The organism is Clostridium sp. Cult3, from assembly GCF_021655115.1.
In the GTDB taxonomy this organism is placed as follows: Bacteria; Bacillota; Clostridia; order Tissierellales; family Tepidimicrobiaceae; genus PPXY01.
Map to the genome: position 1 here is coordinate 16,677 of NZ_PPXY01000029.1, position 25,975 is coordinate 42,651.

The 25,975-nt window shown below is 33.4% G+C and carries 26 protein-coding genes and 1 pseudogene; 23 read left to right on the forward strand and 4 right to left on the reverse strand.

Annotated features, from left to right (window positions below; translation table 11 throughout):
• Window positions 1–57: 57 nt before the first annotated feature.
• Window positions 58–654 (reverse strand): DsbA family oxidoreductase, encoded by a 597-nt coding sequence (locus C3E88_RS06665; RefSeq protein ID WP_236909389.1) that lies wholly within the window; start codon window positions 652–654, stop codon window positions 58–60.
• Window positions 655–805: 151 nt separating this feature from the next.
• On the opposite strand from C3E88_RS06665, the gene C3E88_RS06670 reads away from it, so the two are divergent.
• Complete coding sequence (locus tag C3E88_RS06670; protein ID WP_236909390.1) at window positions 806–2,434, forward strand: amidohydrolase; 1,629 nt, start codon at window positions 806–808, stop codon at window positions 2,432–2,434.
• Between the two features lie 38 nt (window positions 2,435–2,472).
• Here the strand turns inward: C3E88_RS06670 and C3E88_RS06675 are convergent, their stop codons facing one another.
• Complete coding sequence (locus tag C3E88_RS06675; RefSeq protein ID WP_236909391.1) at window positions 2,473–3,150, reverse strand: PHP-associated domain-containing protein; 678 nt, start codon at window positions 3,148–3,150, stop codon at window positions 2,473–2,475.
• Window positions 3,151–3,519: 369 nt separating this feature from the next.
• On the opposite strand from C3E88_RS06675, the gene arcC reads away from it, so the two are divergent.
• Window positions 3,520–4,455 carry a carbamate kinase gene (gene arcC / locus C3E88_RS06680; protein WP_236909392.1) on the forward strand — a complete coding sequence of 312 codons (936 nt, stop codon included), beginning with the start codon at window positions 3,520–3,522 and terminating at the stop codon, window positions 4,453–4,455.
• Between the two features lie 50 nt (window positions 4,456–4,505).
• Here arcC and C3E88_RS06685 read toward each other — a convergent pair whose 3' ends face one another.
• Window positions 4,506–5,243: an amidase family protein gene (locus C3E88_RS06685; RefSeq protein ID WP_336513073.1), complete on the reverse strand. Its 738-nt coding sequence runs from the start codon at window positions 5,241–5,243 to the stop codon at window positions 4,506–4,508.
• A 303-nt stretch (window positions 5,244–5,546) separates the two neighbouring features.
• Between C3E88_RS06685 and C3E88_RS06690 the strand changes: the two genes are divergently transcribed.
• The 19 genes from C3E88_RS06690 to spoVAE all read left to right on the forward strand — a co-directional run bounded on the left by C3E88_RS06690 (window position 5,547) and on the right by spoVAE (window position 20,821).
• Window positions 5,547–6,434, forward strand: a complete 888-nt coding sequence (locus C3E88_RS06690; protein ID WP_236909393.1) for a cation diffusion facilitator family transporter — start codon at window positions 5,547–5,549, stop codon at window positions 6,432–6,434.
• Window positions 6,435–6,507: 73 nt separating this feature from the next.
• Window positions 6,508–6,696, forward strand: coding sequence for a ferredoxin (locus C3E88_RS06695; protein ID WP_236909394.1), 189 nt, complete (start codon window positions 6,508–6,510; stop codon window positions 6,694–6,696).
• Window positions 6,697–6,871: 175 nt separating this feature from the next.
• The gene (locus C3E88_RS06700; protein WP_236909395.1) at window positions 6,872–8,839 is read left to right on the forward strand and encodes a transporter substrate-binding domain-containing protein; all 1,968 of its coding nucleotides are present in this window, start codon (window positions 6,872–6,874) and stop codon (window positions 8,837–8,839) included.
• A complete protein-coding gene (locus C3E88_RS06705) occupies window positions 8,832–10,181 on the forward strand; it encodes a sigma-54-dependent transcriptional regulator (protein ID WP_236909396.1) in 1,350 nt (449 codons plus the stop codon). Before C3E88_RS06700 ends, C3E88_RS06705 begins: the two co-directional genes overlap by 8 nt.
• 155 nt (window positions 10,182–10,336) lie before the next feature.
• The gene (locus C3E88_RS06710; RefSeq protein WP_236909397.1) at window positions 10,337–11,362 is read left to right on the forward strand and encodes a TRAP transporter substrate-binding protein; all 1,026 of its coding nucleotides are present in this window, start codon (window positions 10,337–10,339) and stop codon (window positions 11,360–11,362) included.
• Window positions 11,363–11,396: 34 nt separating this feature from the next.
• Window positions 11,397–11,888 (forward strand): TRAP transporter small permease, encoded by a 492-nt coding sequence (locus C3E88_RS06715; protein WP_236909398.1) that lies wholly within the window; start codon window positions 11,397–11,399, stop codon window positions 11,886–11,888.
• Entirely contained in the window at window positions 11,885–13,162 is a 1,278-nt protein-coding gene (locus C3E88_RS06720) for a TRAP transporter large permease (RefSeq protein ID WP_236909399.1), read from the forward strand. The genes C3E88_RS06715 and C3E88_RS06720 overlap by 4 nt, the downstream gene beginning before the upstream one ends.
• 139 nt (window positions 13,163–13,301) lie before the next feature.
• Complete coding sequence (locus C3E88_RS06725) at window positions 13,302–14,342, forward strand: C40 family peptidase (protein ID WP_236909400.1); 1,041 nt, start codon at window positions 13,302–13,304, stop codon at window positions 14,340–14,342.
• Between the two features lie 32 nt (window positions 14,343–14,374).
• The gene (locus C3E88_RS06730) at window positions 14,375–14,947 is read left to right on the forward strand and encodes a hypothetical protein (protein ID WP_236909401.1); all 573 of its coding nucleotides are present in this window, start codon (window positions 14,375–14,377) and stop codon (window positions 14,945–14,947) included.
• 221 nt (window positions 14,948–15,168) lie between these two features.
• Window positions 15,169–16,014 carry a bifunctional 5,10-methylenetetrahydrofolate dehydrogenase/5,10-methenyltetrahydrofolate cyclohydrolase gene (locus C3E88_RS06735; RefSeq protein ID WP_236909402.1) on the forward strand — a complete coding sequence of 282 codons (846 nt, stop codon included), beginning with the start codon at window positions 15,169–15,171 and terminating at the stop codon, window positions 16,012–16,014.
• Between the two features lie 117 nt (window positions 16,015–16,131).
• Window positions 16,132–16,464, forward strand: a complete 333-nt coding sequence (spoIIAA, locus tag C3E88_RS06740; RefSeq protein ID WP_236909403.1) for an anti-sigma F factor antagonist — start codon at window positions 16,132–16,134, stop codon at window positions 16,462–16,464.
• Window positions 16,465–16,498: 34 nt separating this feature from the next.
• Window positions 16,499–16,921 (forward strand): anti-sigma F factor, encoded by a 423-nt coding sequence (gene spoIIAB, locus C3E88_RS06745; protein ID WP_442870637.1) that lies wholly within the window; start codon window positions 16,499–16,501, stop codon window positions 16,919–16,921.
• A 5-nt stretch (window positions 16,922–16,926) separates the two neighbouring features.
• On the forward strand, window positions 16,927–17,685 hold the full coding sequence (gene sigF, locus C3E88_RS06750) for an RNA polymerase sporulation sigma factor SigF (protein ID WP_236909404.1): 759 nt from the start codon (window positions 16,927–16,929) through the stop codon (window positions 17,683–17,685).
• 70 nt (window positions 17,686–17,755) lie between these two features.
• Complete coding sequence (locus C3E88_RS06755) at window positions 17,756–17,911, forward strand: hypothetical protein (protein WP_236909405.1); 156 nt, start codon at window positions 17,756–17,758, stop codon at window positions 17,909–17,911.
• Window positions 17,904–18,527 (forward strand): stage V sporulation protein AA, encoded by a 624-nt coding sequence (locus tag C3E88_RS06760; protein WP_236909406.1) that lies wholly within the window; start codon window positions 17,904–17,906, stop codon window positions 18,525–18,527. Before C3E88_RS06755 ends, C3E88_RS06760 begins: the two co-directional genes overlap by 8 nt.
• 18 nt (window positions 18,528–18,545) lie before the next feature.
• Complete coding sequence (locus C3E88_RS06765) at window positions 18,546–18,965, forward strand: stage V sporulation protein AB (RefSeq protein ID WP_236909407.1); 420 nt, start codon at window positions 18,546–18,548, stop codon at window positions 18,963–18,965.
• Window positions 18,966–18,987: 22 nt separating this feature from the next.
• Window positions 18,988–19,428, forward strand: coding sequence for a stage V sporulation protein AC (gene spoVAC, locus C3E88_RS06770; protein ID WP_236909424.1), 441 nt, complete (start codon window positions 18,988–18,990; stop codon window positions 19,426–19,428).
• Window positions 19,429–19,433: 5 nt separating this feature from the next.
• A complete protein-coding gene (spoVAD, locus tag C3E88_RS06775; RefSeq protein ID WP_236909408.1) occupies window positions 19,434–20,453 on the forward strand; it encodes a stage V sporulation protein AD in 1,020 nt (339 codons plus the stop codon).
• An 11-nt stretch (window positions 20,454–20,464) separates the two neighbouring features.
• Window positions 20,465–20,821: a stage V sporulation protein AE gene (spoVAE, locus tag C3E88_RS06780; RefSeq protein ID WP_236909409.1), complete on the forward strand. Its 357-nt coding sequence runs from the start codon at window positions 20,465–20,467 to the stop codon at window positions 20,819–20,821.
• A gap of 536 nt (window positions 20,822–21,357) precedes the next feature.
• Here the strand turns inward: spoVAE and C3E88_RS06785 are convergent.
• A pseudogene (locus tag C3E88_RS06785) lies at window positions 21,358–23,790 on the reverse strand (transglycosylase domain-containing protein); the annotation flags it as partial.
• A 151-nt stretch (window positions 23,791–23,941) separates the two neighbouring features.
• Here C3E88_RS06785 and yunB point away from each other — a divergent pair.
• Window positions 23,942–24,595: a sporulation protein YunB gene (gene yunB / locus C3E88_RS06790; protein WP_236909411.1), complete on the forward strand. Its 654-nt coding sequence runs from the start codon at window positions 23,942–23,944 to the stop codon at window positions 24,593–24,595.
• Window positions 24,596–24,660: 65 nt separating this feature from the next.
• Entirely contained in the window at window positions 24,661–25,944 is a 1,284-nt protein-coding gene (gene hflX / locus C3E88_RS06795; protein WP_272878477.1) for a GTPase HflX, read from the forward strand.
• Window positions 25,945–25,975 lie beyond the last annotated feature (31 nt).

Genomic DNA, 25,975 nt, shown 5'->3' on the forward strand with positions numbered 1-25,975 from the left:
CTTTCTTAGCTTTGCACAGTTTATTATACTAAGATTATTATCAAAAGAAGTGGACACCTATTCAGCTTCTAATATGGCCTTTTTTATCCTATTGTAATTTCTTACATTTCCCACTTTTATCTTATCCTTAATTACAAAGGTAGGTACTTCTTCTATGTTGTGTATAGTGCCTAATTGCTTAGCCCTTTTAATATTATCATCAAATTTTCCTAGATCTATTAACTTATTCATTTCATTTACGGCTAATCCTGCATTTTGGGCTATTTGATTTAAAACTTCTTCCTCGCCTACATTATTTACATCTAAAAATATAGCTTTAAATATTTCCTTTGAAAATTCATCGTATTTCCCTACGGTTTTAGCATACTCACCAGCCAATAGGGCCCTCTTGGTGTTTACAATTATATCCACATCTCCATATTGAATTTCATAGGGTTTGCCTATTCTATTTAACATTAAGAACATCTTATCTACTTGTTCTTTTGGAAAGTTCTTGTATAGAGTTTCGCCTTCTATGGGAACGTCAGGATGTATTTCGTAGGGTATCCATTCCACATCCAAGGGGATGCCTTCTTCTTTAAGCTTATCCACTATTCCTGTAGCTATATAGCAAAAAGGACAACCAAAATCTGAAAATACTTTTACATTTATCATTTTTTGCCTCCTATATAAAATCTAATTATTTTCATGCATATGTATATATACCCCAATTAATCCATTTAAACAGATCTACAAGATAGGCCAATAATCAGTATGAAATTATAGTATAATGTATTCAGTTATTTAATTAGAGGGGAGGATTTTAATGGATTTGCTTTTAGTAAATGGGGTCATAGCAACTCAGGATGAAAAGGATTCCTTTGTTGAAGCTTTAGCAATTAAAGATGATAAAATTGCTAAAGTTGGTACTACAGCTGAGATATTGGATTTAAAAAAAGAGGGGACAGAGATAATAGATTTAGGAGGGAAGCTAGTACTACCAGGATTTAACGATAGCCATATGCATCTATTGAATTATGGAAACTTCCTTAAGAATATAGATTTAACTGGTACCACATCTTTAGATGAAATAATACAAAAGGTGAAAAGCATACTAGATAAAAATAGTTTAAAAAAGGATCAATGGATAAAGGGAAGGGGTTGGAATGACGATTATTTTCAAGGAGACAATCGATTTCCAAATAGATATGATTTAGATAAAATATCTACCGAGTATCCGATTATTTTAACTAGGGCTTGTGGTCATATAGCTATTACAAATAGTAAAGCATTGGAATTAGCCTATATAACCAAGGATACAAAACAGCCAGTAGGTGGAGAATTCGACATAGATGAAAATGGTGAACCCTTAGGGATATTTAGAGAAAATGCTATCGAACTAATTAATAATGCAATACCAGAGCCCTCCGTTGAAGAGTTAAAGGATATGCTTCTTGTAGCTATAAAAAAGGCCAATGCCTATGGTATTACTTCGGTACAAACTGATGATTTTGGGGTAATATCCTATGCTAATTACGAAAAGATTATTACAGCTTATGAGGAATTAAAAGAAGAGGGAAAGCTAAGCCTAAGAGTATATGAACAATGTTTAGTTCAAGATTCAAGTAGACTAGAAGGATTTTTAGACAAAGGGTATAACACAGGATATGGAGATGAGTTTTTCAAAATTGGTCCACTTAAGCTGGTAGCAGATGGCTCTTTAGGGGCAAGAACAGCTGCTTTAACTAGTCCTTATAAGGATGCACCCCATACATATGGAATACCAGTATTCAGTCAAGAAGGAATAGATCATCTAGTAGATATAGCTCATAGTAGGGGTATGCAAATAGCCATCCATGCCATTGGGGATAAGGCTATGTATATGGCTTTTGAATCCATAGAAAAGGCATTAAACAATAGCCCTAAGAATGATCATCGTCATGGAATAGTGCATTGTCAAATAACTGATAGATATCTATTAAATAAGTTTAAAGAGCTAGATATGACAGCTTACATACAACCAATATTTTTGGACTATGACTGGCAGATAGCTGAATCTAGGGTAGGTCCTGAACTGATAAAGACCAGTTATAATTGGAAAACCTTAGTAGATGGTAAGGTTAACATAGCTTGTGGTTCTGATTGCCCTGTGGAAGATTTAAATGTTTTGAAGGGAATATATGAAGCTGTGACAAGAAAGGACCTAAAAGGGAAACCGGACGGAGGTTGGATGCCAGAGCAAAGGCTAACTGTTCAAGAAGCAGTGCATGGTTATACTGTTGGAGGTGCTTATACTTCCTTTGAAGAAGATATAAAGGGTACTATAGAAGAAGGAAAATTAGCTGATATAGTAGTATTATCTAGAAACATATATGAAATACCTGAGGATGAGATAAAAGATGCAAAGGTAAAGATGACTATTTTAGATGGACAGATAGTATATAGAGATGAATAGATAAACAAAGCCCTAAACTGTAAAGTTAGGGCTTTGTTTTATCTATATTTGGCATCCACGGCCTCTTTAGTTGGTAAAATGGTTTCATAGCAATAATCAAAGTCTACATACCTTCCATCTTTTCTCATAACAGGGTGAAAATCTTTTGATTTGATGGCTTCTATAAAATCCTTGTGATCCCTTATGGTATTATAAAACTTAGTTGCATACATGCCAATTCTGTCAATGACATGAGCATCACTAGCTCCTAAGGATGGCAATCCCAATTCTGTAGCTGTAGCATATGCATATAGGTTGTGGTAGGTATAGGTGCTGCCATTAAAGGATTCCACTCCGGACAATAAATGACCTACCTCGTGTAAATGATTCTCCAAACCTCTATTATTATTTCTAAATGGATGGGCAGCTATGGCTACACCATTGTGTTTTCTTACCAAGTCCAATAACTCTTCAGCATGGAGCATTTCTTTAGGAATATCCTTCAATCCAAATACTAGAATATCTCCTTGATAGGTTAGTACCTCTGTTCCTACTATTACAAGTACTCCATTTATCTTTGCAGAATCTCCTATATCTTTTCTTAGGTAGTTGTTGTCGTGATTGGTTATACATATAGCATCTAGTTCTGTAATCTTGGCCATGTCAATAGCTTTTTCTAGGTCAATAAAGCTATCAGGTGAATACTTATTCTCATGTATATGGGTGTCAATTATCATATTTATTCCTCCATTATCAATACTATATTAATAATAACACAATTATTTTTGTATAGGGATGATATAGATAAATACAATAGTAAACATAGTTGTTATAAAAAGTACTAATAGATAATAATTCATATATATATATTGGGGTAAGTGAAAGGGTTTATTAAGAATTTCTTTAATAGATAAATATTAATTAATTTGGGAGAACATACTGAAGAGATCCTAAAAGAATTGCTAGATTATGGAAAAGATCAGATTGAAGAATTAAAAAAAGAAAATATTTTTTAAAACTTTAGGCTTTTAAGCCTAAAGTTTTATTTGTACATAGTATAATGGATATTGTTAGTAGATAATACTTAATAGTGGAGGTGGATAGAATTGAAGAAGGTCGTAGTTGCATTAGGTGGCAATGCTTTACAAGATGGAAATAAAGGGGCTACTGCTGATGCTCAATTAAGAGTAGTAAGAAAAACTGTTGAACATTTGGTGGATATAGTGGAAGAAGAGCATATTTTAACTATAACCCATGGCAATGGTCCTCAGGTAGGTAGAATAGTTATTCAAAATGAGATAGCAAGCGAGATTACTCCAGCTATGCCATTTGATGTATGTGGAGCCATGAGCCAAGGGATGATTGGATATCATATGCAGCAGGCTTTAGGAGATGAACTTAGAAAAAGAAAAATAGATAAACCAGTGGCGACAGTAGTAACTCAAGTAGTAGTAGACAAAGAGGATATAGCTTTTAGTAAACCCACTAAACCTATAGGACCCTTTTATTCAGAGGAAGAATCAAATAAATTAATAGATGAAAAAGGGTATGACATGATAGAAGATTCAGGTAGGGGATATAGACGGGTAGTAGCGTCACCAGAACCTAAGAGAATAGTTGAAATTGAAACTATAAGGACTTTAATAGACAATGATAATATTGTGATAACCGTTGGTGGTGGCGGAGTACCTGTTATAGAAGATGAGAACAGGCTTAAAGGTATTGCAGCAGTAATTGATAAAGACTTAGCTTCCCAACGACTAGCAGAGGATATAGATGCAGATACTTTAGTAATGTTAACAGCAGTAGATAAGGTAGCTATTAACTTTGGAAAGCCTAACCAAAAGAATTTGAGTAGAGTAAAGGCTGAAGATATGAAAAAGTATGTAGCAGAAGGTCATTTTGCGCCTGGAAGTATGTTACCTAAAGTATTAGCAGGGATTAGATTTGTACAATCAAAACCTGGAAGAAAGGCTATAATTACATCCTTAGACAAAGCTAAGGATGCGTTAAAGGGTCTAGAAGGTACCATTGTTGAGTAGATAATTATTAAGCTAAAAACCATATGGTAAAGTTTTACCATATGGTTTTATTATTTCATAATAGGTGGTTTGTGATACTTAGTTGCTTGTTCAAAAGCATATGCAATTTCTAGTAGAATTGGCTCGTTCCATTTTTTGCTTATAAATTCAATTCCTATAGGCACTCCTATAGGTGCAGTGTTTGAAGGTTTAGTAAATCCTGCGGGAACTACGATCGATGGAAAACCTGTTACAGATCCTAAAACACCATTTCTATCAACCTGTGCTTCTCCGACTTTTACAACAGGGCGTTTTTGATGAGGATATACTATGGCATCTAAGTCATATTTAGCCATGATTTCCATTACCATATCTTGGGTTTCCAATCGTTTAATTAAACGTTTATTATATGTATTTGTGTTAATGTCAAGAGTTTGAGCATATTTGATGTTTTCTTCTATTCCGTCGTGGTAATTACCTGATTCTATTATATCTTGAAGAGAATGTACTTTAGATTTATCTGCTAAACTTTTCAGATATCGGTTTAAATGTGTTTTAAGGTCATAAAGGTGTACGCTAACTTCTTCAACGAGTTTATCTGAATTTATATTTTCTTCAATGTCTATTAGAGTGGCTCCATTTTCTTTTACTTTTTCAAGGCTGTTGAAAATAACGGTATTTACTTCTTTATGGATATCCTCTGTTCCGAAAAAACTATGGAGAATTCCAATTCGTTTTCCCTGTAAACCATCTTGAATTAAATAAGAAGTGTAGGATTCAGGGATATGTCCAATAGACCAGGATGTTATCGTATGGAGTTAATAGTATCTGTACCTATGCCAATAATGCCAAAGTCGGCAGCTATTTATACCACTATATTCAATGTAATTTATAACGAATAATGAGGGTAATTTTTTAATGAGTTTGTATAAACCTGATAAGTTAGTTATATTCATAATCATTATCAATTGATAATGAATTCTATTTAGGGAAAATAGTGGATATTTTGATTAAATGGGTATATAATAAAAGTCATACTTATTATCAATTAATAGAATTGTTATGATAATTGATTGGTTTTAAGCATATAATATCGTCATGGAGGGAAAGGAATGGGAGAGTATAGATTAGGGGTAAAAGCATCTTGGATTACCATATTAGCTAATATAATATTGTCTGCAATAAAAATTGTTGCTGGAATAATAGGTAAAAGTAGTGCTATGTTAGCAGATGGTATTCACACATTATCTGATGTACTGACAACCTTCGTTGTTTTAATGGGGCTAAAGATATCTTCAAAGGAAGCTGACGAAAAACATCCCTATGGCCATGAAAAATATGAGCCGGTGTTTGCGAAGTTATTAAGTATATTATTAGGAGCTACAGGATTATATATAGGCTACGAAGGTATAAAAGTATTGAGAAGTGGGGATATTCAAATTCCTGGGCGTGTTGCTTTAATAGCAGCAATAATATCTATTGCAACTAAAGAAGTTATGTATAGGTACACCATCAAGGTTGCTAGAAAGATAAAAAGCTTGTCTATGGAGGCAGATGCTTGGCATCATAGATCTGATGCTTTGTCGTCGGTAGGCACTTTTGTAGGGATTTTAGGAGCACGGTTGGGTTTAAAGATATTAGATCCTATTGCCGCTATTATAGTAAGCGTTTTTATTATTAAAGTTGGCATAGACCTATACATTGAATCTGTTAGAGGACTGGTAGATGAGGCTGCAGATGATGAAACAATTTCCAAAATAGAAGAACTAATATATTCAGTGGAGGATGTGAAGGGAATTAAAAATTTAAAGACTCGAATCTTTGGAAACAAAATATATGTAGATATAGATATACAGGTTAAGGGAGATATTACGGTAACAGAAGGTCATGATATTGCAGAAAAAGTACATGATCTAATAGAGGAAAATATTGAAGATGTAAAACATTGTATGGTTCATGTGGAGCCGGAATTGAACGATGAACAAAATAATCAAGTATAGGCAATAATTATTTTAAAATTTATTTGCTGGGTATACTTATATTAAACAAATTTAATCATAGGAGGTCGTTAGGATGAAAGCTGTGGTTGATAAGGACGCTTGTATAGGCTGTGGTCTATGTACTAGCATCTGTCCAGAAGTATTTAGTATGGATGATGATGGTCTAGCTGTAGCCATAGATGAAAAATTAGATGATAGTGTTATAGACTCAGCTAAAGAAGCTGAAGACTCTTGCCCAACAGATGCTATTACTGTAGAGTAGTAGAGAAGGCTATGCAAAATACTGCATAGCCTTTTTATATTATAATGTTATTATATGAACATTCAATTATGGTCTATCGAATAAATTCGACATTATTTTTGTAATAAAGAAGGATTTTATGCTTGGATAAAGAATACCATACAGTGGGATATTTTATAATTTGGAGGGATATTCTATGGAGTTTAAAAGGATATTTTATTTATTATTAGTAGTAATAGTTATTAGTCCTATATATGTATTATCAGTTCCAATTGAAGATAAGGATATTATCGTTATAGGCGGTGATAGAAATCTTCCTCCCTATGAGTTTATAGACGAGGATGGGGAATATAGAGGTTTTAATATAGATTTAATGAGAGCATTATCGATAGAAATAGGGAGGGAAATAAAGCTAATACCCATGGATTGGGTTGACGCTCATGTTGCTCTTCAAAATGGAGAAATTGATGCCATACAGGGTATGAATTTTAATGAAAACAGAAAGGAAATATATGATTTTTCTCAAGAGTATTTGAGAAATTCTTTGATAACCTTTGTATTAAAAGATAATACATATATTTCAAATATTAAAGATTTAAAGGGTAGAAGAGTAGGGGTATTAAGAAATGATAGTTCACCTTATGCTTTGGCAGAAGTAGGAGAAATAGAATTGGTATTTTTTTCTGACTTAGATAAAGCTTTTGATGAAGTATTATTAGGTAAAATAGACGCAGTGGTTTGTAATAAATTAACCGGTTTATATATTATACAGAAGAATAGGACTGTTGATAGGATAAAGATCGTTGGAGATGAGATCAACATTACCCCTTATGGTATGGCATTTAAAAAAGGTAACGAAGAATTGATAGAAACTTTTAATAAAGGATTGGACAAGCTTAAAAGAGATGGAACCTATAAGAAGATTATTGAAAAATGGTTTGGAAAAGAAATTCAACCAGCTTGGAGAAAACTTAAGTATTCCCTCTATATTACATTATTTGTACTTTTCATAAGCCTGATAGCAACTTTAGTGTCTTTTAAATGGAATCAAGTTTTAAAAAGAGAGGTAGAAAAACAAACAACAGAACTAATCGAAAAACAAAGCTATATAGAGTTGCAAGATAAATTTAAAGAGCAAATATTGGATAATTTAAACAATGGTATAATAACACTTGATGATAGCCTTAATATTACTTCCTTGAATAGATATAGTGAAGAAAAACTATTGTTACATAGAAATGAGGCCTTGGGAAATCATTTGGAAGATTTAAATTTAGATACATATTTTGATACAAATATTATTGAAAGTTGCTTACAAAAAGGCAAATATTATATTGACGTAGAAAAGGAAATTCTCTTTAAAGGTAGAAAGACTATTTTTTCCTATAGTTTATCCCCATTAACCAATGAACTAGGAATTCATGAAGGTGTCATTATATCTTTAAAAGATGTGACCAATGAAAAACTATTGAAGCAAAAGTTAGCTGAGAAGGATAAGATGCAATCGTTAGGGCGGTTGGTTTTAGGTATTGCCCATGAGATACGAAATCCTCTTACTTCTATAAAAACTTATGTAGAGCTATTACCAGAAAAATATGAAAGTGAAAAATTTAGAAGTAAAATATCTACTCAAGTTCCAGAGGAAATAAATAGATTAAATGCGTTATTGACAGACCTCTTATCTTATGCAAAGCCAAGTACTATGTGTAAAGAGAAAATACTATTGGGTGATTTGTTGTTACAAACTGTAGAACTTTTTAATGCAGATATTAAGGAAGAAAATATAGATTTACAATTAAGTATAGAGGATAAAACCCCAATAACAATAGATAAATACCAGATTAAGCAAGTAATAATTAATCTAATATTAAATAGCATTGAGGCTGTTAATAATAACGGAGTAATAAGAGCCCAGGTTTATGAAGAGGAAGATATGGTGATTTTAATTATTGAGGATAATGGTATTGGGATATCAGAGGAGAATTCAAAATATCTATTTGAGCCATTTTTTACTACAAAGACCACTGGAACTGGGTTGGGACTGGCTATATCCTATCAATATATAAAGGAGAATAAAGGTGATATACAGGTTAAAAGTGAAAAGGATAAGGGAACTGTATTTAAATTATCTTTTGAAAAACATGGAGGGAATCTAAATGTATAAGATATTAATATTAGATGATGAAAGGGCTATTTGTGATTCTTTAGAATTTGCGCTAGAAGATGAATATAAAATCTATACTGCTTTAAACCCAGAAGAAGCCTATAAAATATTATCGGAAATAGATATAGATATATTGTTGCTGGATTTAAAAATAGGGGATGTAGATGGACTTGATGTTTTAAGAAAGGTTAAGGAAACCTATAAGGATGTAAAAGTTATAATAATGACAGCATATGGTAGCATTAAATCATCTGTAGAAGCAATTAAATCGGGCGCTCTTCACTATATCACTAAACCATTGGATATAGAAGAGTTAAAGGTATATATTCAAAAAGCTATTAAATACAAACAGATAACTAGTTCCTTATCTAATTTACAGGAAATAGTCAACAATACATATAGTTTTTCAGGTATTATTGGAGAGTCACATGAAATAAAAGAAGTTATTAGAGATATAAAAAAGGTGAAGGATATTGACTCTACGGTTTTAGTTTTAGGCGAAAGTGGAACAGGAAAGGATTTGGTATCAAAAGCTATACATTTCCAAGGGAATAGAAAGAGCATGCCTTTTCAAGTAGTAAATTGTGCAGCAATACCTAATACTCTATTAGAAAGTGAACTTTTTGGCTATGAAAAAGGAGCTTTCACGGGTGCTGATAAAAGAAAATTGGGAAAGATACAGCTAGCCGATGGAGGAACTTTATTTCTAGATGAAATAGGGGAAATGGATATGTATCTTCAGGCGAAAATATTAAGGATAGTTGAAGATAAAAAAGTGACTCCTTTAGGAGGTGAAAAAGAAAAAGAAGTTGATGTTAGAATTATTGCAGCTACCAATAAAAATTTAGAGGAAGAAATAAGAAAAGGAAATTTTAGAGAGGATCTTTATTATAGATTAAATGTTTTAACTATAGAGATACCCCCATTAAGGGAGAGAAAAGAGGATATTTTGTTATTGGCAAATCATTTCTTGTTAAAATACAAAAAGAATTTTAATAAGGATGTAAGAGGCTTTACTAAGGAAGCTAAAATAGCCTTGGAAGCTTATCATTATCCTGGAAATGTGAGAGAACTAGAAAACATCATTGAAAGAGCAGTTGTTCTCACAGAAAGTGAGCTGATATCTTTAGATGATTTACCTAAACATATTAGCGGTGGCAAAAGAGAGCCTTTAAAGAAAAATGGTATATTTATTGAATATGGTACTAGTATGCAAGAGGTAGAAAAAGCTCTAATTATTAAAACGCTAAAATATTTTGATGGAGACAAAAAGAAAACAGCTGAGGTTTTAGGCATTAGCGAAAGAAACTTATATTATAAATTAAAAGAGTATAATAAGTAAAGACGACTGCAATTTTTGCATCTGTTTTGCAAAAAATGCAGTCGTTTAATTAAAGAAGCTGTATAAATAGGTATCTTTGGTTGGCATCAAAAATGCATCTACTATAATAGCGTAGGCAATATAATAATAAAAAATATTATGGGAGGGAATGTAAAATGAAAAAATCACTATCATTATTACTTATCGTTGTAATGGCAATGACTTTATTAGTTGGTTGTAACAAAGATGCAAATGAAGGTTCAAAAGAAGGTGTGGCATCAGATGATGTCATCGAAATAAGCTTTGGGCATGGATTTATGCCTGATACTCCGCATCATAAGGCTGCACTGAAATTCAAGGAAGAAGTTGAAGGAAAAACAGATGGTAGAGTTGTAGTCGAGGTATTCCCATCTGGGCAGTTAGGTAGTGCTAGAGAGATGTTTGAAGGGTTACAAATGGGTACACAAGAGATAGCTTTAGTACCAACTGCTAGGATTAGTGGTTTTGTACCAGAATTGCAGATATTTGATCTACCATTCTTATTTCCAGAAAGAGAAATTGCCTATGAAATTATGGATGGTGAAATAGGACAGGAATTATTAGATTTATTTGAAGAGCAGAGTATAAAAGGTGTTGCTTTTTATGAAGATGGTTTTAAACACTTTACTGCTAATAAGGAGTTAAGAACTGCAGATGATTTTAAGGGTTTAAAGTTCAGGACTATGGAAAGCCCAATAATAATGAGTCAATTTAAATCCCTTGGTGCTAATCCAGTGCCTATTGATTTTTCAGAGCTATATAATTCATTACAATTAGGAGTTGTTGAAGGACAGGAGAATCCACTAGTTACCATTCATTCTATGAAGTTTTATGAGGTTCAAGACTATTTAATTTTGAGTGAGCATGCATATTTAGGACATGTTTTATTGTTTGCCGATAATTGGTTTAATGGTCTACCAGAAGATATACAGCAAATATTGATTTCTACGTCTAGGGATGTAGCTAAATGGCAAAGAGAAGAAGTACAAAAAGAAGAACAAAAATATTTGAAGGAAATTGAGGAATCTGGGACAAACATTATTAGACTAACGGATGAAGAAAAGGAAGCTTTAAGAGAGACTACATTACCTGTGCACGAGGAATACAAAAATATGTTTGGTGATGAAATATTAAATAAAATATATGATGAAATAGGTAGATAGAATAATAGATAGGTATAGAAGGCGGTGAAGGAAATTGAAAAGTGGTTCTAATAAAGAATCTGTTGTGAGTAAAATTGAAAAGTATTTTACTGGTATATTGTTATTAGTAATTACATTTTTACTTTTTATAAATGTAATTTTGAGAAGGATGGGTATGTCTATTGAATGGGCTGAGGAGTTTGCGAGGTATGGAATAGTTTGGGTAACGTTTATTGGTTCTAGTATATGTATTTATAAAGGATCCCATATAGCAGTAGATGCTATATTGATGCTATTAAATGATAAAAACAAAAAGATACTAAATATTATAACATTGGTAATATCTATAATATTTATTGCATTTTTTACTATATATGCAACAAAATTAACCCATAAAGTTTATGTCACGAAGCAGGTCAGTGCAACTTTAGAGGTATCTATGGCATACATATATGGTGCAATGCCTGTGGGAGGAGTTTTGATGCTTATAAGGTATCTACAACAATTGTGCCAGTTAATTAACGAAATGAGAGGTGAAAGCCAATGATTGCAGCACTATTTATCATATTAGCAGTATTACTTGTTTTTGGAGTTCCTATATATGTATCTCTTGCTTTTTCATCCTTATTAACTATGGTAATATTTACCCCGTTATCATTGGAAATAATACCTCAAAGGATGTTTGCAGGAATTGATAAGTTTTCATTAATGGCAGTGCCTTTCTTTATATTGGCAGCAAATGTAATGAAAACTGGTGGATTATCATCAAAAATACTAAAATTTGCCAATGCCTTAGTGGGAAAACTAACCGGCGGTTTAGCTATGACAGTGGTTTTATCATGTATGTTTTTTGGAGCAGTATCGGGTTCTAGTCCAGCAACGGTTGTCGCAATAGGTGCTCTTATGCTTCCTGCTTTAGTTGAAATGGGCTATGACGAAAAATTCAGTTTAGGACTTATTACCTCAAGTTCTGCTGTAGCAGTTATTATACCTCCTAGTATAGGTATGATAGTATACGGTTCTGTTACGGGGGTATCAGTGGGAGAGCTATTCATGGCAGGAATAGGGCCTGGGATTTTATATGGTCTTACTTTTATGCTTTACTGTTACTACTATGCTAAGAAGAACAATATAAAACAAATAGAAGATCCAAGTGAAAGAACAGGTCTGTGGGAAGCTTTTAAAGATGCAGGCTGGGCTTTAGGAATTCCTGTGGTGATAATAGTCGGGATATATGGTGGATTCTTTACTCCGACAGAAGCTGCAGCAGTGGCAGCTGTTTATGCCATAATTGTATCCATGTTTATTTACAAAGAGCTGACTTGGAAGGATTTAATAGATGAATCAATAGAGTCTGCAATTGGTACAGCACAGGTGATGATATTACTAGCTGCTGCTTCAGTTTTTTCATGGATATTGACTAGACAACAAGCACCTCAGGCTTTAGCTCAAGCTTTGGTGGGTGCTGGTAGATCAAAAGTCACTATATTGTTACTGATAAATTTAATATTATTGATCGTTGGGATGTTCATAGATCCAGCTTCGGCTAGTATGATTTTATCGCCATTATTTATGCCTCTAGCTGTACAATATGGAATAGATCCAATTCATTTAGGTATTATTATTGTAGTTAATGGTGCTATAGGCATGTATACACCACCTTTTGGTTTGAATCTATTCGTGGCTAAAGGTATAACTGATCGTACCCTTTATGACATAATGAAAGGTGCTATGCCTTTTATTATTATAAGTTTAATAACCTTAATGTTGATAACCTTTATACCACAAATATCCCTTTGGCTACCAGGGTTAATGAAGTAATCATTAATTTAGGCTATGCAAAATACTGCATAGCCTTTTTATATTTTGTCATAATTTTGTAACTTTTAATTGATACTGAAATAAATATGTACTATAATAATAACAAGTAGATTCAAAAACAAAAAAGGGAGTGTTTATCTTGTTTAAAAAAAGAAAGTCCTCTCTAAAAACTCTAGTAATTATTACAGCAATTGCCTTCTTAACCTTTAGGGATACTGGAATACTTGTAGCAAATTTTACAGCTAAGGGAGATGACGGATCTCAGGTTAGTTTCAAAGAAGGAGAAACGGTGACTATTCTAAGGGAGAAAGATAGAGACTTCTTTGTGGAAAAGGACCTTAAAAAGTATCAAGTTCCTAAAGATATAGTCCTTTTAAAGGAAAAAAATACAAGCCAATATCTAGTAAAGGTACAAAACACACCACTTATGGACGAACCCGATGGAAAGTCTATTAAATTATTGAATACTGGCGAAGAAGTTAGGTTAAATAGCATTCATGGGGAATATGGGTTATTTACTACATCAGATAATATGAAAGGATATATTTTACTAACAAATTTAAACGAAGGTAAAAAAGAAAAGGTTATGACAATAGGAACTGTAAATACTAATAGGATTTTAAAAGGACCGAAAGGTACATATTACGTATTGGTTAAAGGAGAACCCGTATTAGTTAAAGATTTTAAAAATGGTCAATTTATTATTGTAGATGAAAATGGACAAGAATTTACTGCAGCTAAAAAAGATATTAATCTAAGAGACGGTAGACATACCACATCTAGATCTAATATATCAAGACGAGCATCAAAACTTAGTTCGGTTATAGATCATGCTCATAAAGCTATTGGCAAACCGTATGTATCAGGAGATACGGGGAAAAGGGGTTATGATTGCTCTGGGTTGACTTATTCAACCTATTTAAAGGGAGCAGATATAAAGTTAGGCAGGAGTTCAAGAGATCAAGCTAAAAATGGTGTAGAGGTAAAAAAATCTGAATTGATACCGGGAGATTTGATATTCTTTCGGACATGGGGAAGACATATTGGTCATGTAGGTATATATATAGGTGATGGGAATATGATACATGCTTCTTCAGGATCAAAAAAGGTAATAGTTACTCCTATAGATCAAAAATGGTATAAACAAAGATATGTAACAGCTAGAAGGATTATTAGATAGATAATGTTTAGGCATAAGGGGATGGTAGTAATATGAAATATAAGGTTGCTAAAATCATTAGTCTTGTGACGGTAGTACCAGTAATAGCTTTTTTTACTATACTACTGTCATTTCTTTGTAGGACCAGATGTTTTGGTGGAATTGGTTGGTTCATATATTCTATTGTGTTTTTAACGATAATGCCAATACTTGCTTATCCTGTCCATAGGATAATACCAGCCTCTAGAGAACAAGGGAGAAAAGGCGAGAGAAGATTGGCCTTTATATTTGCTGTTATTAGTTATGTACTAGGTACACTTTTTACCTTTTTGTTCGGGGCACCTATAATAGTCAAGAAGATATTTATGGCGTATCTACTATCAGGGGTATTTCTGTCTTTTGTAAATAAGGTGTTAAAAATCAAAGCTAGTGGACATGCTTGTGGTATATCAGGTCCTATTACTATATTGGTTAATATAATTGGAGGAAATATGCTATGGCTTTTCCTATTGATGCCTGTTGTATATTGGTCAAGAATCAATTTAGGTAGGCACAATATAGTAGAGTTGATTTTAGGCACGATTGTAGGAATTGTATCTACATTGGTTGCGGTAAGCATCTTATAAGAAACATATTAATTATTATTAAATTATAGTCTAAAGATTTATTGTTATAGTGACAGTCTATGATACAATTATATTGTGAATCAAATAGCAATCCTGTTAATAGTCTGAAGATATGAAATACTAATAAATAGTTTATGCTTTTTATATAATTGAGTAAAACTCCCTATATTCTACAAAAGGGAGGTAGTTGATAAATATAAAAACTTAGAGGAGGAGTATGGATGACAGACATATTAAAAGGTAAGGCTGTAGCCCAAAAGATTAAGGACCAGATGAAAAAAGATATTGATGAGCTAAGAAAAGCAAACAAAAGGCCTAGATTAGGTATTGTTAGATTAGGAAATAACCCAGGGGATATTTCCTACGAAAAGAGTATTATCAAAAATTGTGATAATGTTGGTATTGAATCCAAGGTATATGAAAGAGATACTGATATTAAAACAGAGGATTTAGTAGAGCTAATAGAAGAACTTAATCAGGATGCTGAAATTTCAGGTATTCTAGTGTTCAGACCATTGCCAGAGCATATTGATGAGGAGATAATCAGGAATACTATAAGTCCATTAAAAGATGTAGATTGTATGCACCCACTAAATCTTGAAAAGATATTTGAAGGTAACATGGATGGATTTGCTCCTTGTACTCCTAAGGCTGCTATGGAAATACTTAAACATTATGATATACCCCTAGAAGGGAAGAACGTAGTCGTTGTAAACAGATCTATGGTTGTAGGGAAGCCTTTAGCTATGATGTTATTAAATGAAAATGCTACTGTTACTATTTGCCACTCAAGAACACAAGACTTAAATCAAGTTACACAAAACGCCGATGTTGTAGTAGTGGCTTTAGGAAAAGCGAAATTTTTTGATGAAAGCTATTTCACTGAAGAATCTGTTGTAATAGATGTGGGAGTGAGTTTAGATGAGGATGGAAAATTAAGTGGAGATGCAGATTACGATAAGGTTTCATCACAGGTGAATAAAATCACTCCTGTACCAGGGGGAGTAGGCAGTGTTACTACCTCCATATTATTAAGTCAAGTGGTGTTAGCATGTAAGAATATGTAAAAAGAGTCTGTTTAGACTCTTTTTTTCTTTTTACAACAAAAGTAGTTATATTTCTATGAAGGATTATCCCTCTCCTAAATAGAAATATATATGGAATATATTTAGGGAGGGGATATTTTGAAACTTTCAACGGATATAGTGGAGGATTATTTAATAGTTACGTTAAAAGGCGAATTGGATCATCATACTTCTGAAGATGTAAGAAAAAAGATCGATAGCCTTTATTATGACAATAATTTATCCAATATGGTACTGGATTTAAGAGGATTAAATTTCATGGATAGTTCAGGTATTGGTCTTATAATGGGCAGATATAAAAATTGCAGAGAACGACATGGGAAAATATCTATTGTTAGCACCAATCCCTATATAGAGAGAATACTGAAGATGTCAGGATTATTTAAGATAATCAATGTATATCCTAGTGTCGATGAAGCAATGGATGCTTAAGGGAGGAGGAATTGATTTGGTTGAGAAAAATTGTATGAGGTTGGAATTTTTAAGCAAGTCTACTAATGAGTCCTTTGCACGCGTTGTAGTGGCAGCCTTTGCTTCACAGTTAGATCCCACTATAGAAGAGTTGTCAGATATTAAAACTGCTGTTTCAGAAGCCGTTACCAATGCAATTATTCATGGCTATGAATATAGTGAAGGTATTGTAATAGTAGAATCTACGATTCAAGGAAATAGAATTGAAATAATTGTTGAAGATAAGGGGAAAGGTATTGATGATGTACAAAAAGCCATGGAGCCTTTTTATACCTCTAAGCCAGATTTAGAAAGATCGGGTATGGGTTTTACAGTTATGGAGACTTTCATGGATGAATTAATGGTTGAAAGTCAGCTAGGTAATGGCACTAAGGTGAAGATGGCGAAAATATTTGAATCCTTAGTCGATGAGGAGTAGATATTATGGGCATAGGGAATAGGGACAATACTTTACTATCTCATGAGGAAACCATCCACTTAATTTTAAGAGCACAACAGGGAGATAGAGATGCAAAGGAAAAACTAGTAAAACATAATATTGGGCTTATAAAATCTGTATTAAGGGGATTTACAAACAGGGGATATGACATGGATGATTTGTTTCAGATAGGAAGTATAGGGCTCATTAAAGCTATAGATAAATTCGACACATCTTTTGATGTAAAATTTTCTACTTATGCTGTACCTATGATTGCAGGTGAGATCAAACGGTTTCTAAGGGATGATGGTATTATTAAGGTGAGCAGATCTTTGAAACAGACTGCTAATAGGGTTAGGTATACTCAAGAGAATCTCACTAAGGTACTGGGGAGAGAGCCAACTATACAAGAGATTTCAGAAGAATTGAATATAGATAAGGAAGAAATAGCAATGGCGTTAGAATCAACTTACCAACCAGATTATCTTTATGATGTAATACATCATGACGAAGGGAGCCCACTACATGTAATTGATAAGATAAGTTTGGAAGAGGATAGTGATGAGGACATTATAGATAGTATATTGCTCAAAGAAATGTTATCCCAATTAAAGGAAAGGGACAGACAGGTAATCATATTACGATATTTTAAGGATAAAACTCAGGTTGAAGTGGCAAAGTTATTGGGTATATCTCAGGTTCAAGTATCTCGGATAGAAAAAAGGATAATAGAAGATATGAAAGAAATGTTAGCTAAGGCATGAATTCATGCCTTATTTTTTTTGAATGAAAAAAGATTATAGGAGAATAATAAATATAGATTGGGGTGATTATATGAAAACAAATAGAAATATCATAATCATTTTGATTATTATTTTAGCCATAGTTGGTTCTATCCTCTGGTATGGAGAATTAGGAACTAATAGGGAAGTACCAAAGAAAGCTAAATATGTTGAGCATTTATTATTAAGGGGTGACGAAGATGGATAATGAGCAGGTATACATAAGTCTTGAAACCAAATATTCCGTAGATTTAAATACTCATGTATATGTGAAGGATGTAGGAGAAGTATATTGTGGTGATGGAGCTATTAAGCAAAAGGTTGAAAATATAAGAATATACAATGGGACGGATAAAGAACAATATGATTATGTCTCTGGTACAGAGATTACTACAAAAATTTTAGATAAGGTTGAAGACATCAATATCAATATAATAGGAGGGCCTGATGTTTTATTAGAAATCAAAGGTCAGGAGGAACCTAAGATAATCTTTAATGTGCTTAAAATAGCTTTTGTAGTAATAATTTTATTTTTGGGGGCAGCAATGGCTATCATAAATTTTCATGAGGATGTAAATATGAAGAGCTCTCTTGAAAAAATATACTATATAGTTACTGGACAAAAAAAAGAAAATCCACTGATATTAACAATCCCATTTTCCATAGGTATAGGATTAGGCATGTTTTCATTTTTTAGTAGGATATTTAGTTTTAGCAAAAGGAGAAGACAGGAACCAGGGCCTATGGAAGTTGAACTATATCTATATGACAAGGATTTAGAAGATCACATACTTAATGAATTAAAGCAGAAGGATAAATTATGATGCTTGGCGGTGAATATAGTGATAAAGAGTATTTTTATGGTATTGATTGGAGTTTCTGCAGGCATTACTGTTGGTAGTGCGGCAGCAGCTTTTGTCACTTTGCTTCAGTTTATCCCTAGATTGGCCCAAGTTACTGAAACCAACGATTATATAAAATTATATGAATATGTATTAATAACTGGTGGCACAATTTTTAGCTTTATCTACTTCTCTACTTTTAGTTTTAAATTGAACAGTTTTTTTAATATATTTGTAGGATTAGTTATAGGCATGTTTTTAGGCTTATTTGCATCAGCATTAGCAGAGGTTTTGAATGTAATTCCTGTATTTGCAAAGAAATTTAAAGTTAAACATGAGCTTAAATATATAATAGGAGCATTAATATTCGGCAAAGTAGCGGGTTCCTTATTATATTGGCTAGTATTTATAAAACATTAGGAGTGTGAGAACATTGGATAAGATGAACAATAAAGAATATCAAAAATACGCAGAGAGAAAAATACCAAAGCCAACATATTTTAAAAACATAGTATATGCTTTTATAGTGGGAGGACTTATATGTGTATTTGGGCAAATAGTAAGAAATATGCTATTTAAAATTGGCTTAGACGAACAAGCGGTAGCTACGGGCACTTCCATCATATTAGTGTTTACAGGTGCTTTTTTAACTGGAATCGGGGTATATGACAAAATTGGGAAAATAGGCGGAGCCGGAGCAGCTGTTCCCATTACTGGTTTTGCAAACTCCATAGTATCGCCAGCAATGGAGTTCAAACGGGAAGGATTTATATTTGGAGTAGCAGCTAGAATGTTTAGTATTGCTGGGCCTGTTCTAGTATATGGAGTTGGAAGTTCTGTTATTGTAGGAATTTTATATTTAATATTCACTAAAGGAAGGTGATTAGCATGTCTCAGAAAAGAGTGGGTTTGCAGACGGTAAAACTATCAAATCCTCCTTCTATATTGGGTACTGCTACAATAGTTGGACCAAAGGAAGGAGAGGGACCTTTGAAGGATTATTTTGATACTATATTAGAAGACGATATGTGGGGGCAGGAATCCTTTGAAAAGTCTGAGGCAAAAATACAGGAAGAAGCAATAAAACAAGCTATTGCCAATGCAAATCTATCTCCTAATGATATAGAATATTTATTTTCAGGAGATCTTCTCAACCAAATTACAACATCTTCATATACAGCAAGGCAGTTGAGTATACCTTATTTTGGATTATATGGTGCATGCTCTACTATGACGGAGTCTTTGAGTTTAGGAGCTATGATCATCGATGGAGGGTTTGCTGACAAGGTGGTTTGTGCTACTTCTAGCCATTTTAGTTCAGCAGAGCGACAATTTAGATTTCCTTTAGAATATGGTAGCCAAAGACCCTTTTCTTCTCAATGGACTGTCACAGGAGCTGGGGCTACTGTATTGGCTTCTTCGGGCAATGGACCCTATATTACTTATATAACTACTGGAAAGATAATGGATTTTGGAATAAAGGATGCCAATAATATGGGGGGAGCTATGGCACCAGCAGCTATAGATACTATTTCTCAGCATTTTAAAGATACAGGCTATGGGCCGGATGACTATGATCTAATAATTACTGGAGATTTAGGTTTGGTTGGTAAGAAGATAGTATTGGATTTATTAAGAAAAGAGGGGTACGATTTATCTGAGAATTATTCAGACTGTGGAATAAAGATATTTGATGGTGTTGAGCAGGATACCCATGCTGGTGGCAGTGGATGTGGTTGCGCTGCTGTTGTATTTAATGGTTATATATATAAAGAGATGTTGAACAACAATTTAAACAGGGTTTTGTTAATTGCAACTGGAGCTTTACACTCTCCTATTACAACACTACAGGGAGAATCTATTCCAGGGATTGCTCATGCAGTAACTATAGATAATTTAGTAAGTTAGGGAGGGATGGTATGGAATATTTAAAAGTATTTATAGTAGGAGGCCTGATTTGTGTTGTTGGTCAAATTCTGTTAGATACAACCAAGCTTACCCCTGCTCACATATTGGTAGTATTTTTAACATCGGGGGTATTGTTAGGTGCTGTAGGTTTGTATGAACCATTAGCTAAATTTGGTGAAGCAGGAGCCACCGTACCCATATCGGGTTTTGGATATGCTCTAAGTAAAGGAGCCATTGAAGGGGCAAAATCTAAAGGCGTAATAGGTGCTTTTGTTGGGGGGCTGGAAGCTACTGCAGGAGGGATCGCTGCTGCTATATTATTTGGATATATTATAGCTATAGTTTCCGATCCTAAAACAAAAAGCTAAGGGGAGATCTCCCCTTAGCTATCATTACCATTGTTGATATCGTCATCCACATCTTCGTTATTATCATTATCGTTGGCATCATTTTGTTCATCATCTGTGTTATCTGTATCTTCATCCTCAGGTTCTTCATCCTCATCTTCATCTAAGAAATCTTCTATAGCATTTTGTTGATTATGAACATCACATATTCCTGTTGGTGCAGTATATTGATAGTCAATAGGCACGACTCCGTTATGTTCACTTGGATTGTAGGGTGGATTTCTTTTAATAAATACTCTAGTTTCAACATTTTCTTCTGGACAGTATTCGTTAGCAATTTTTCCTGTTGTAGTATCAATCCTTAGTTCTACGTGAGTGTCACAGAATTCCGTAGGTTGAGTCCCCTGTGCGAATATTTCAGTTATTATAGTATTGCCTCTGGGATCGTGGCTACATAGTTCTGTTGGCAATTTTCCTGATTGTGAACAGACACTTAAGGAAACAATATTGGCAGGCCGTTCAAAATTTTTAGCCTCCAGTCCATCATGGACTCTAGTCATTATAATCTTCCATAGCTGTGCTGCCATTGAGCTCCCTTGATTTAATTTTATTTGTGGTGAATCATTACCTATCCATACTCCAGTTACATAGTAGGGAGTATATCCTACAAACCATGCATCTGCTTTGTCTTGGGTAGTACCAGTTTTACCTGCTGTGGGCATATTAGGAATTTGCGCCCTTCCAGCTATACCATTGGTTACAGTTGTTCTCAATATATCAGACATTACAAAGGCTACTTCTGGCGATACGACGGCATTTTTCTTTGGAGAATTATCTATCAGAATATTTCCGTCATTATCTAATATTTTTGTAAAGGTAATAGGTTTAATATAGGTTCCCGAATTAGCAATAGAACCGTAAGCTCCAGTAACTTCCAAGGGTGTTAAACCTCTTGTCATGCCACCTAATCCTAAAGCAGATAAGTTTTCATCATTATTTACGTTGTTTTCTGCGGCAGTTACAAAATTATCCTTTGTTGGGTTGTCTTTATCGATGATTCCCATTCTACTTAAATATTCCATAGAGGTTTTTACTCCTATGGCCTCTACTACCTTTACAGAGTTTACGTTTACCGACTGCTCTACAGACTTTCTAAGGGTATGGATTCCTTTATAACCGGTATACCAGTTGTTTGGCCACAATTGGCCTTCATTATTATAAAAAGGTACGTCATCTATGGTAGATGCTGCAGTAAAACCATTGTCTAAAGCTGGTAAATATGCAGATATAGGCTTAATAGTAGAACCTGGTTGTCTAGGAGAGGAAGTAGCACGATTTAGTATTCGTGATCCTTCTACATCCCTACCTCCAACTAATGCTTTTATTTCTCCCGTTTTATAATCTATTATTACAGTTGCTGATTGAGGTTGCACTACGCCTTCTTTATGTCTATAGAAATATTTTTCATTAATAGTTAAATTACCATTTTCGTTTATGGAATAGAAATCGGGATTGTTTTTTAGAAAACTACTTGAAATCACAACAGCTTTATCTTCGGTAACTGAAAACTCCTTTTCAGGTAAGGACAACGTCCCTACTCTATGGGTTACTAAGTTTTTACGATCATCCAAGCTATAATAATCAGATATTTCTATATTGCTTTTATAAGGAGTTAACTTTTTATTTCTTAAGACCAACTGTCCATCGATTAGTTCAAAGGTATCTTTTTCGATTATTAAATTGAAGTTTTCATCTAATAGATGTTCTTGCTTATAAAATATGACATTATTCCTTTCGTCAATTATATTTTGTGCATTGTTTAATCGCCATGAAACAAAGGCTGGCCCTTTGATATTCTCTGGATTACCTAGCAATACTTCGGTAAAATTATTATATACATCTTCTAGGTCCCGTTGTAGTTCTATGTCCATAGTAGAGTATATTTTTAGTCCGCCAGTATATAATTCTTTCTCAGCTTCTTCCCTTGAATAGCCTAATTGTTCCATTAATGCATCAATTACTTGTACTTTAGTGTAATCGTTAAAGTAGGAAGAAATTCCTTTAAGTTTTTTTTGTCCTGGTTTTAAGCTAGCTTGGATATCTTGAGCCAGGGCAGCATTATATTCTTCTTCGGTAATCTTGCCTAGCTCTAACATTTTAGCTAATACTATTTTTTGTCTGCTTACAGCCTCAGGATTATATATGGCGATATATTTTTCACCTAGAGTATCTATTTGACTAATCTCAATATGCTTTTCTGCATTAAAGTCTTCAGGTTTTATGGTTTTATATAATGCATATTTACTGGGCCCTTTTACAATACCTGCTAGAGCTGCCGATTCTGCAATAGTTAATTCATCTACATTTTTAGAAAAATAGGTCTGTGCTGCTTCTTGCACCCCATAGGCCCCTTGCCCTAAATGTATTCTATTTAGATATGCTTCTAGAATTTGATCCTTAGTCAAAGCCTTTTCAATCTGCAGTGCTAAATAAGCTTCTTTTATTTTTCTATCTAGTTTTTTCTCATTACTTAGATAAAGATTTCTAGCTAATTGTTGTGTAATAGTACTGGCACCTCTGACGGTATGTCCAGCTTTTATATTGTCCCAAAGAGAACTGGCAATTCCTCTTGGATCCACACCTATATGGGTGTAAAATCTTTCATCTTCTACCGCTATGAAAGCGTCTTGTAGATGCTTTGGTATTTTACTCAAACTGACAATAGTTCTATACTCATATTCCTCTGTTTGAATTTTTTCTATAACCTTTCCATTTTGGTCGAGTATAAAAGAAGTTTGATTCAATAAAGAGCTAATATTTGTTGGATCTATTTCAGGAGCGTCCTTAGCAATGGCAATAACCATACCTGTAACTGCACCTGCTGCAACGATTATTGCCATAATTAGCACTAATAAAAAAATCTTTAATCCTTTTCTCTTCTTTTTATTGTGTTTCCTTTTATCCTGCTTATTTTTGTTATCCTCTGACATACAAATACCTCCTTAATTAAGAAAAGGTAGTAAACAAATTAATTATACCATACAAAGATAATAATGTTAACAATTACATATTTAAAGTATTATTCAAAAATAAAAATCTAATATACATATCCAACATATTATATATAGGGAGGTAATATTTGTGAGATATTATATTTATTTAGTTAGGAAAAAGCGTACTATTATATGGATTATTGCCCTATTGGCCCTAGGTATATACATATTTAGGTATACAGACAAAAATATTAAACCTACTGTTATTGCTATATCTGAGATAAGGGCTAGGGCTGTTACTACTCAAGCTATCAATGATACCATAAAGAACAAGATAAAAAGGGATATTAATTATAATGACCTCATATTTGTTAAATATGATAATGAAGGAAAAGTAACATTAATGCAGGCCAATACCATATTAATGAATAGCATTGCTTCAGAAGTAGCTATTGAAGTTCAAGAACAACTAATGGAAATGTCCAAATCCAATATAAAGGTACCTTTAAGTAATGCTTTTGATACTCAGATAATAACTCTACCGAGTGTAAATGTACGTATTGTTCCCCAGGGCTCTGTAGCAGTAGATTTTGCAACGGAATTTGAGTCATCTGGAATAAATCAAACTAGACATAGAATATATATTATAGTGGTTACCGATATTAAGATGATAGTACCTTTGGTATCGGAGAACTTAAGGATTACTACCAATATTCCAATTGCAGAGACTATTATAGTTGGGGATGTACCAGAACAATATGTAAATGTGCCTAAGGAGAATTTATTGAACATAATTAGATAAAATACAGAGAAGATGGTATAATATACTAAAGGATAAAATCGCTTTGATAATGAAAGGGTGATAGATTGATAGAAAAAACTATTAATAGGGAAAAGGCTTTAATCGTAGGAGTTGAATTAGTAACGGACACTATCGATATAGATAATTCCATGGACGAATTACAGGAATTAGTAAATGCTGCTGGAGGTGTGGTTATATCACGAATCACTCAGAGAAGAGATGCAATAGATCCAGCTTATTTCATAGGGAAGGGTAAGGCTGAGGAGATAAAAAACTATTGTGATGAATTGGATATTAACCTAGTAGTATTTAATGACGAACTATCTGGTGCCCAAATTAGAAACTTAGAGAATATCATTGATAGAAAAATAGTTGATAGAACTAATTTGATATTAGATATATTTGCCAATAGGGCTAGCTCTAGAGAAGGAAAATTACAGGTAAAACTGGCTCAGTTAAATTACAGATTACCTAGACTAGTAGGCTTTAGGGATTATCTATCTAGAGAAGGTGGAGGTATTGGCACAAGGGGTCCTGGTGAGCAAAAGTTGGAAACCGATAGGCGACATATATTGAGGGAGATTGACAATATTGAAAGAGCGCTAAAGGATGCAGAAAAGGCAAGAAATATTAAACGAAAGAGAAGGGAAAATTCAAATCTTCCTATAGTTGCGCTAGTAGGGTATACTAATGCGGGAAAATCCACATTACTCAATAGGATAATTGAGATGGCTGGTGAGAAAAAAGAAATCAAAAAAGTATTTGTATATGATATGCTATTTGCAACTCTAGATACTTCACTAAGGCGTGCAAAGTTGCCTAATGGACAGCCTTTTTTGATTACCGATACTGTAGGTTTTGTAAGCAAACTTCCAACTCATCTAGTGGAAGCTTTTAAGGGAACTTTAGAAGAAGTGAAATATGCAGATTTACTTCTACATGTTGTAGATGCATCTAACTCAGATTTGGATATACAAATTAAGACTACCTATAATATTTTAAAAGAATTGGAAGTATTGGAGAAACCTATTATTACCGTATTTAATAAGATAGATAAAGCTAATGTTAGTGATTTAGTATACGATTCTAGATATGTGGATAAGAAGGTGTTTATATCTAGCAAGGATCGCACTAATTTGGGAAAATTATTGGAGCTAGTTGAAGAAAATTTACCTCAAGAATACAAAAAAGTTAAATTGATGATCCCCTATGATAGACAGAATTTAGTTAACTATTTTTTAGATAATTATGAAGTAGATCATATAGAATACTTAGTCGAAGGCACTAGATTGAATTTAAGTATCAATCAGATAGACTATGAAAGGTATTCCGAGTATATTCTATGTTAATATATATTTAATTATTAAAATTCATTGAATA

What these genes read in the sequence shown, in the direction of transcription:
- C3E88_RS06665 (WP_236909389.1), bottom strand. Translation starts at nt 654, where the DNA reads ATGATAAATGTAAAAGTATTTTCAGATTTTGGTTGTCCTTTTTGCTAT.
- C3E88_RS06670 (WP_236909390.1), top strand. Translation starts at nt 806, where the DNA reads ATGGATTTGCTTTTAGTAAATGGGGTCATAGCAACTCAGGATGAAAAG.
- C3E88_RS06675 (WP_236909391.1), bottom strand. Translation starts at nt 3,150, where the DNA reads ATGATAATTGACACCCATATACATGAGAATAAGTATTCACCTGATAGC.
- C3E88_RS06690 (WP_236909393.1), top strand. Translation starts at nt 5,547, where the DNA reads ATGGGAGAGTATAGATTAGGGGTAAAAGCATCTTGGATTACCATATTA.
- C3E88_RS06695 (WP_236909394.1), top strand. Translation starts at nt 6,508, where the DNA reads ATGAAAGCTGTGGTTGATAAGGACGCTTGTATAGGCTGTGGTCTATGT.
- C3E88_RS06700 (WP_236909395.1), top strand. Translation starts at nt 6,872, where the DNA reads ATGGAGTTTAAAAGGATATTTTATTTATTATTAGTAGTAATAGTTATT.
- C3E88_RS06705 (WP_236909396.1), top strand. Translation starts at nt 8,832, where the DNA reads ATGTATAAGATATTAATATTAGATGATGAAAGGGCTATTTGTGATTCT.
- C3E88_RS06710 (WP_236909397.1), top strand. Translation starts at nt 10,337, where the DNA reads ATGAAAAAATCACTATCATTATTACTTATCGTTGTAATGGCAATGACT.
- C3E88_RS06720 (WP_236909399.1), top strand. Translation starts at nt 11,885, where the DNA reads ATGATTGCAGCACTATTTATCATATTAGCAGTATTACTTGTTTTTGGA.
- C3E88_RS06730 (WP_236909401.1), top strand. Translation starts at nt 14,375, where the DNA reads ATGAAATATAAGGTTGCTAAAATCATTAGTCTTGTGACGGTAGTACCA.
- C3E88_RS06735 (WP_236909402.1), top strand. Translation starts at nt 15,169, where the DNA reads ATGACAGACATATTAAAAGGTAAGGCTGTAGCCCAAAAGATTAAGGAC.
- spoIIAB (WP_442870637.1), top strand. Translation starts at nt 16,499, where the DNA reads ATGAGGTTGGAATTTTTAAGCAAGTCTACTAATGAGTCCTTTGCACGC.
- sigF (WP_236909404.1), top strand. Translation starts at nt 16,927, where the DNA reads ATGGGCATAGGGAATAGGGACAATACTTTACTATCTCATGAGGAAACC.
- C3E88_RS06755 (WP_236909405.1), top strand. Translation starts at nt 17,756, where the DNA reads ATGAAAACAAATAGAAATATCATAATCATTTTGATTATTATTTTAGCC.
- C3E88_RS06760 (WP_236909406.1), top strand. Translation starts at nt 17,904, where the DNA reads ATGGATAATGAGCAGGTATACATAAGTCTTGAAACCAAATATTCCGTA.
- spoVAC (WP_236909424.1), top strand. Translation starts at nt 18,988, where the DNA reads ATGAACAATAAAGAATATCAAAAATACGCAGAGAGAAAAATACCAAAG.
- spoVAD (WP_236909408.1), top strand. Translation starts at nt 19,434, where the DNA reads ATGTCTCAGAAAAGAGTGGGTTTGCAGACGGTAAAACTATCAAATCCT.
- spoVAE (WP_236909409.1), top strand. Translation starts at nt 20,465, where the DNA reads ATGGAATATTTAAAAGTATTTATAGTAGGAGGCCTGATTTGTGTTGTT.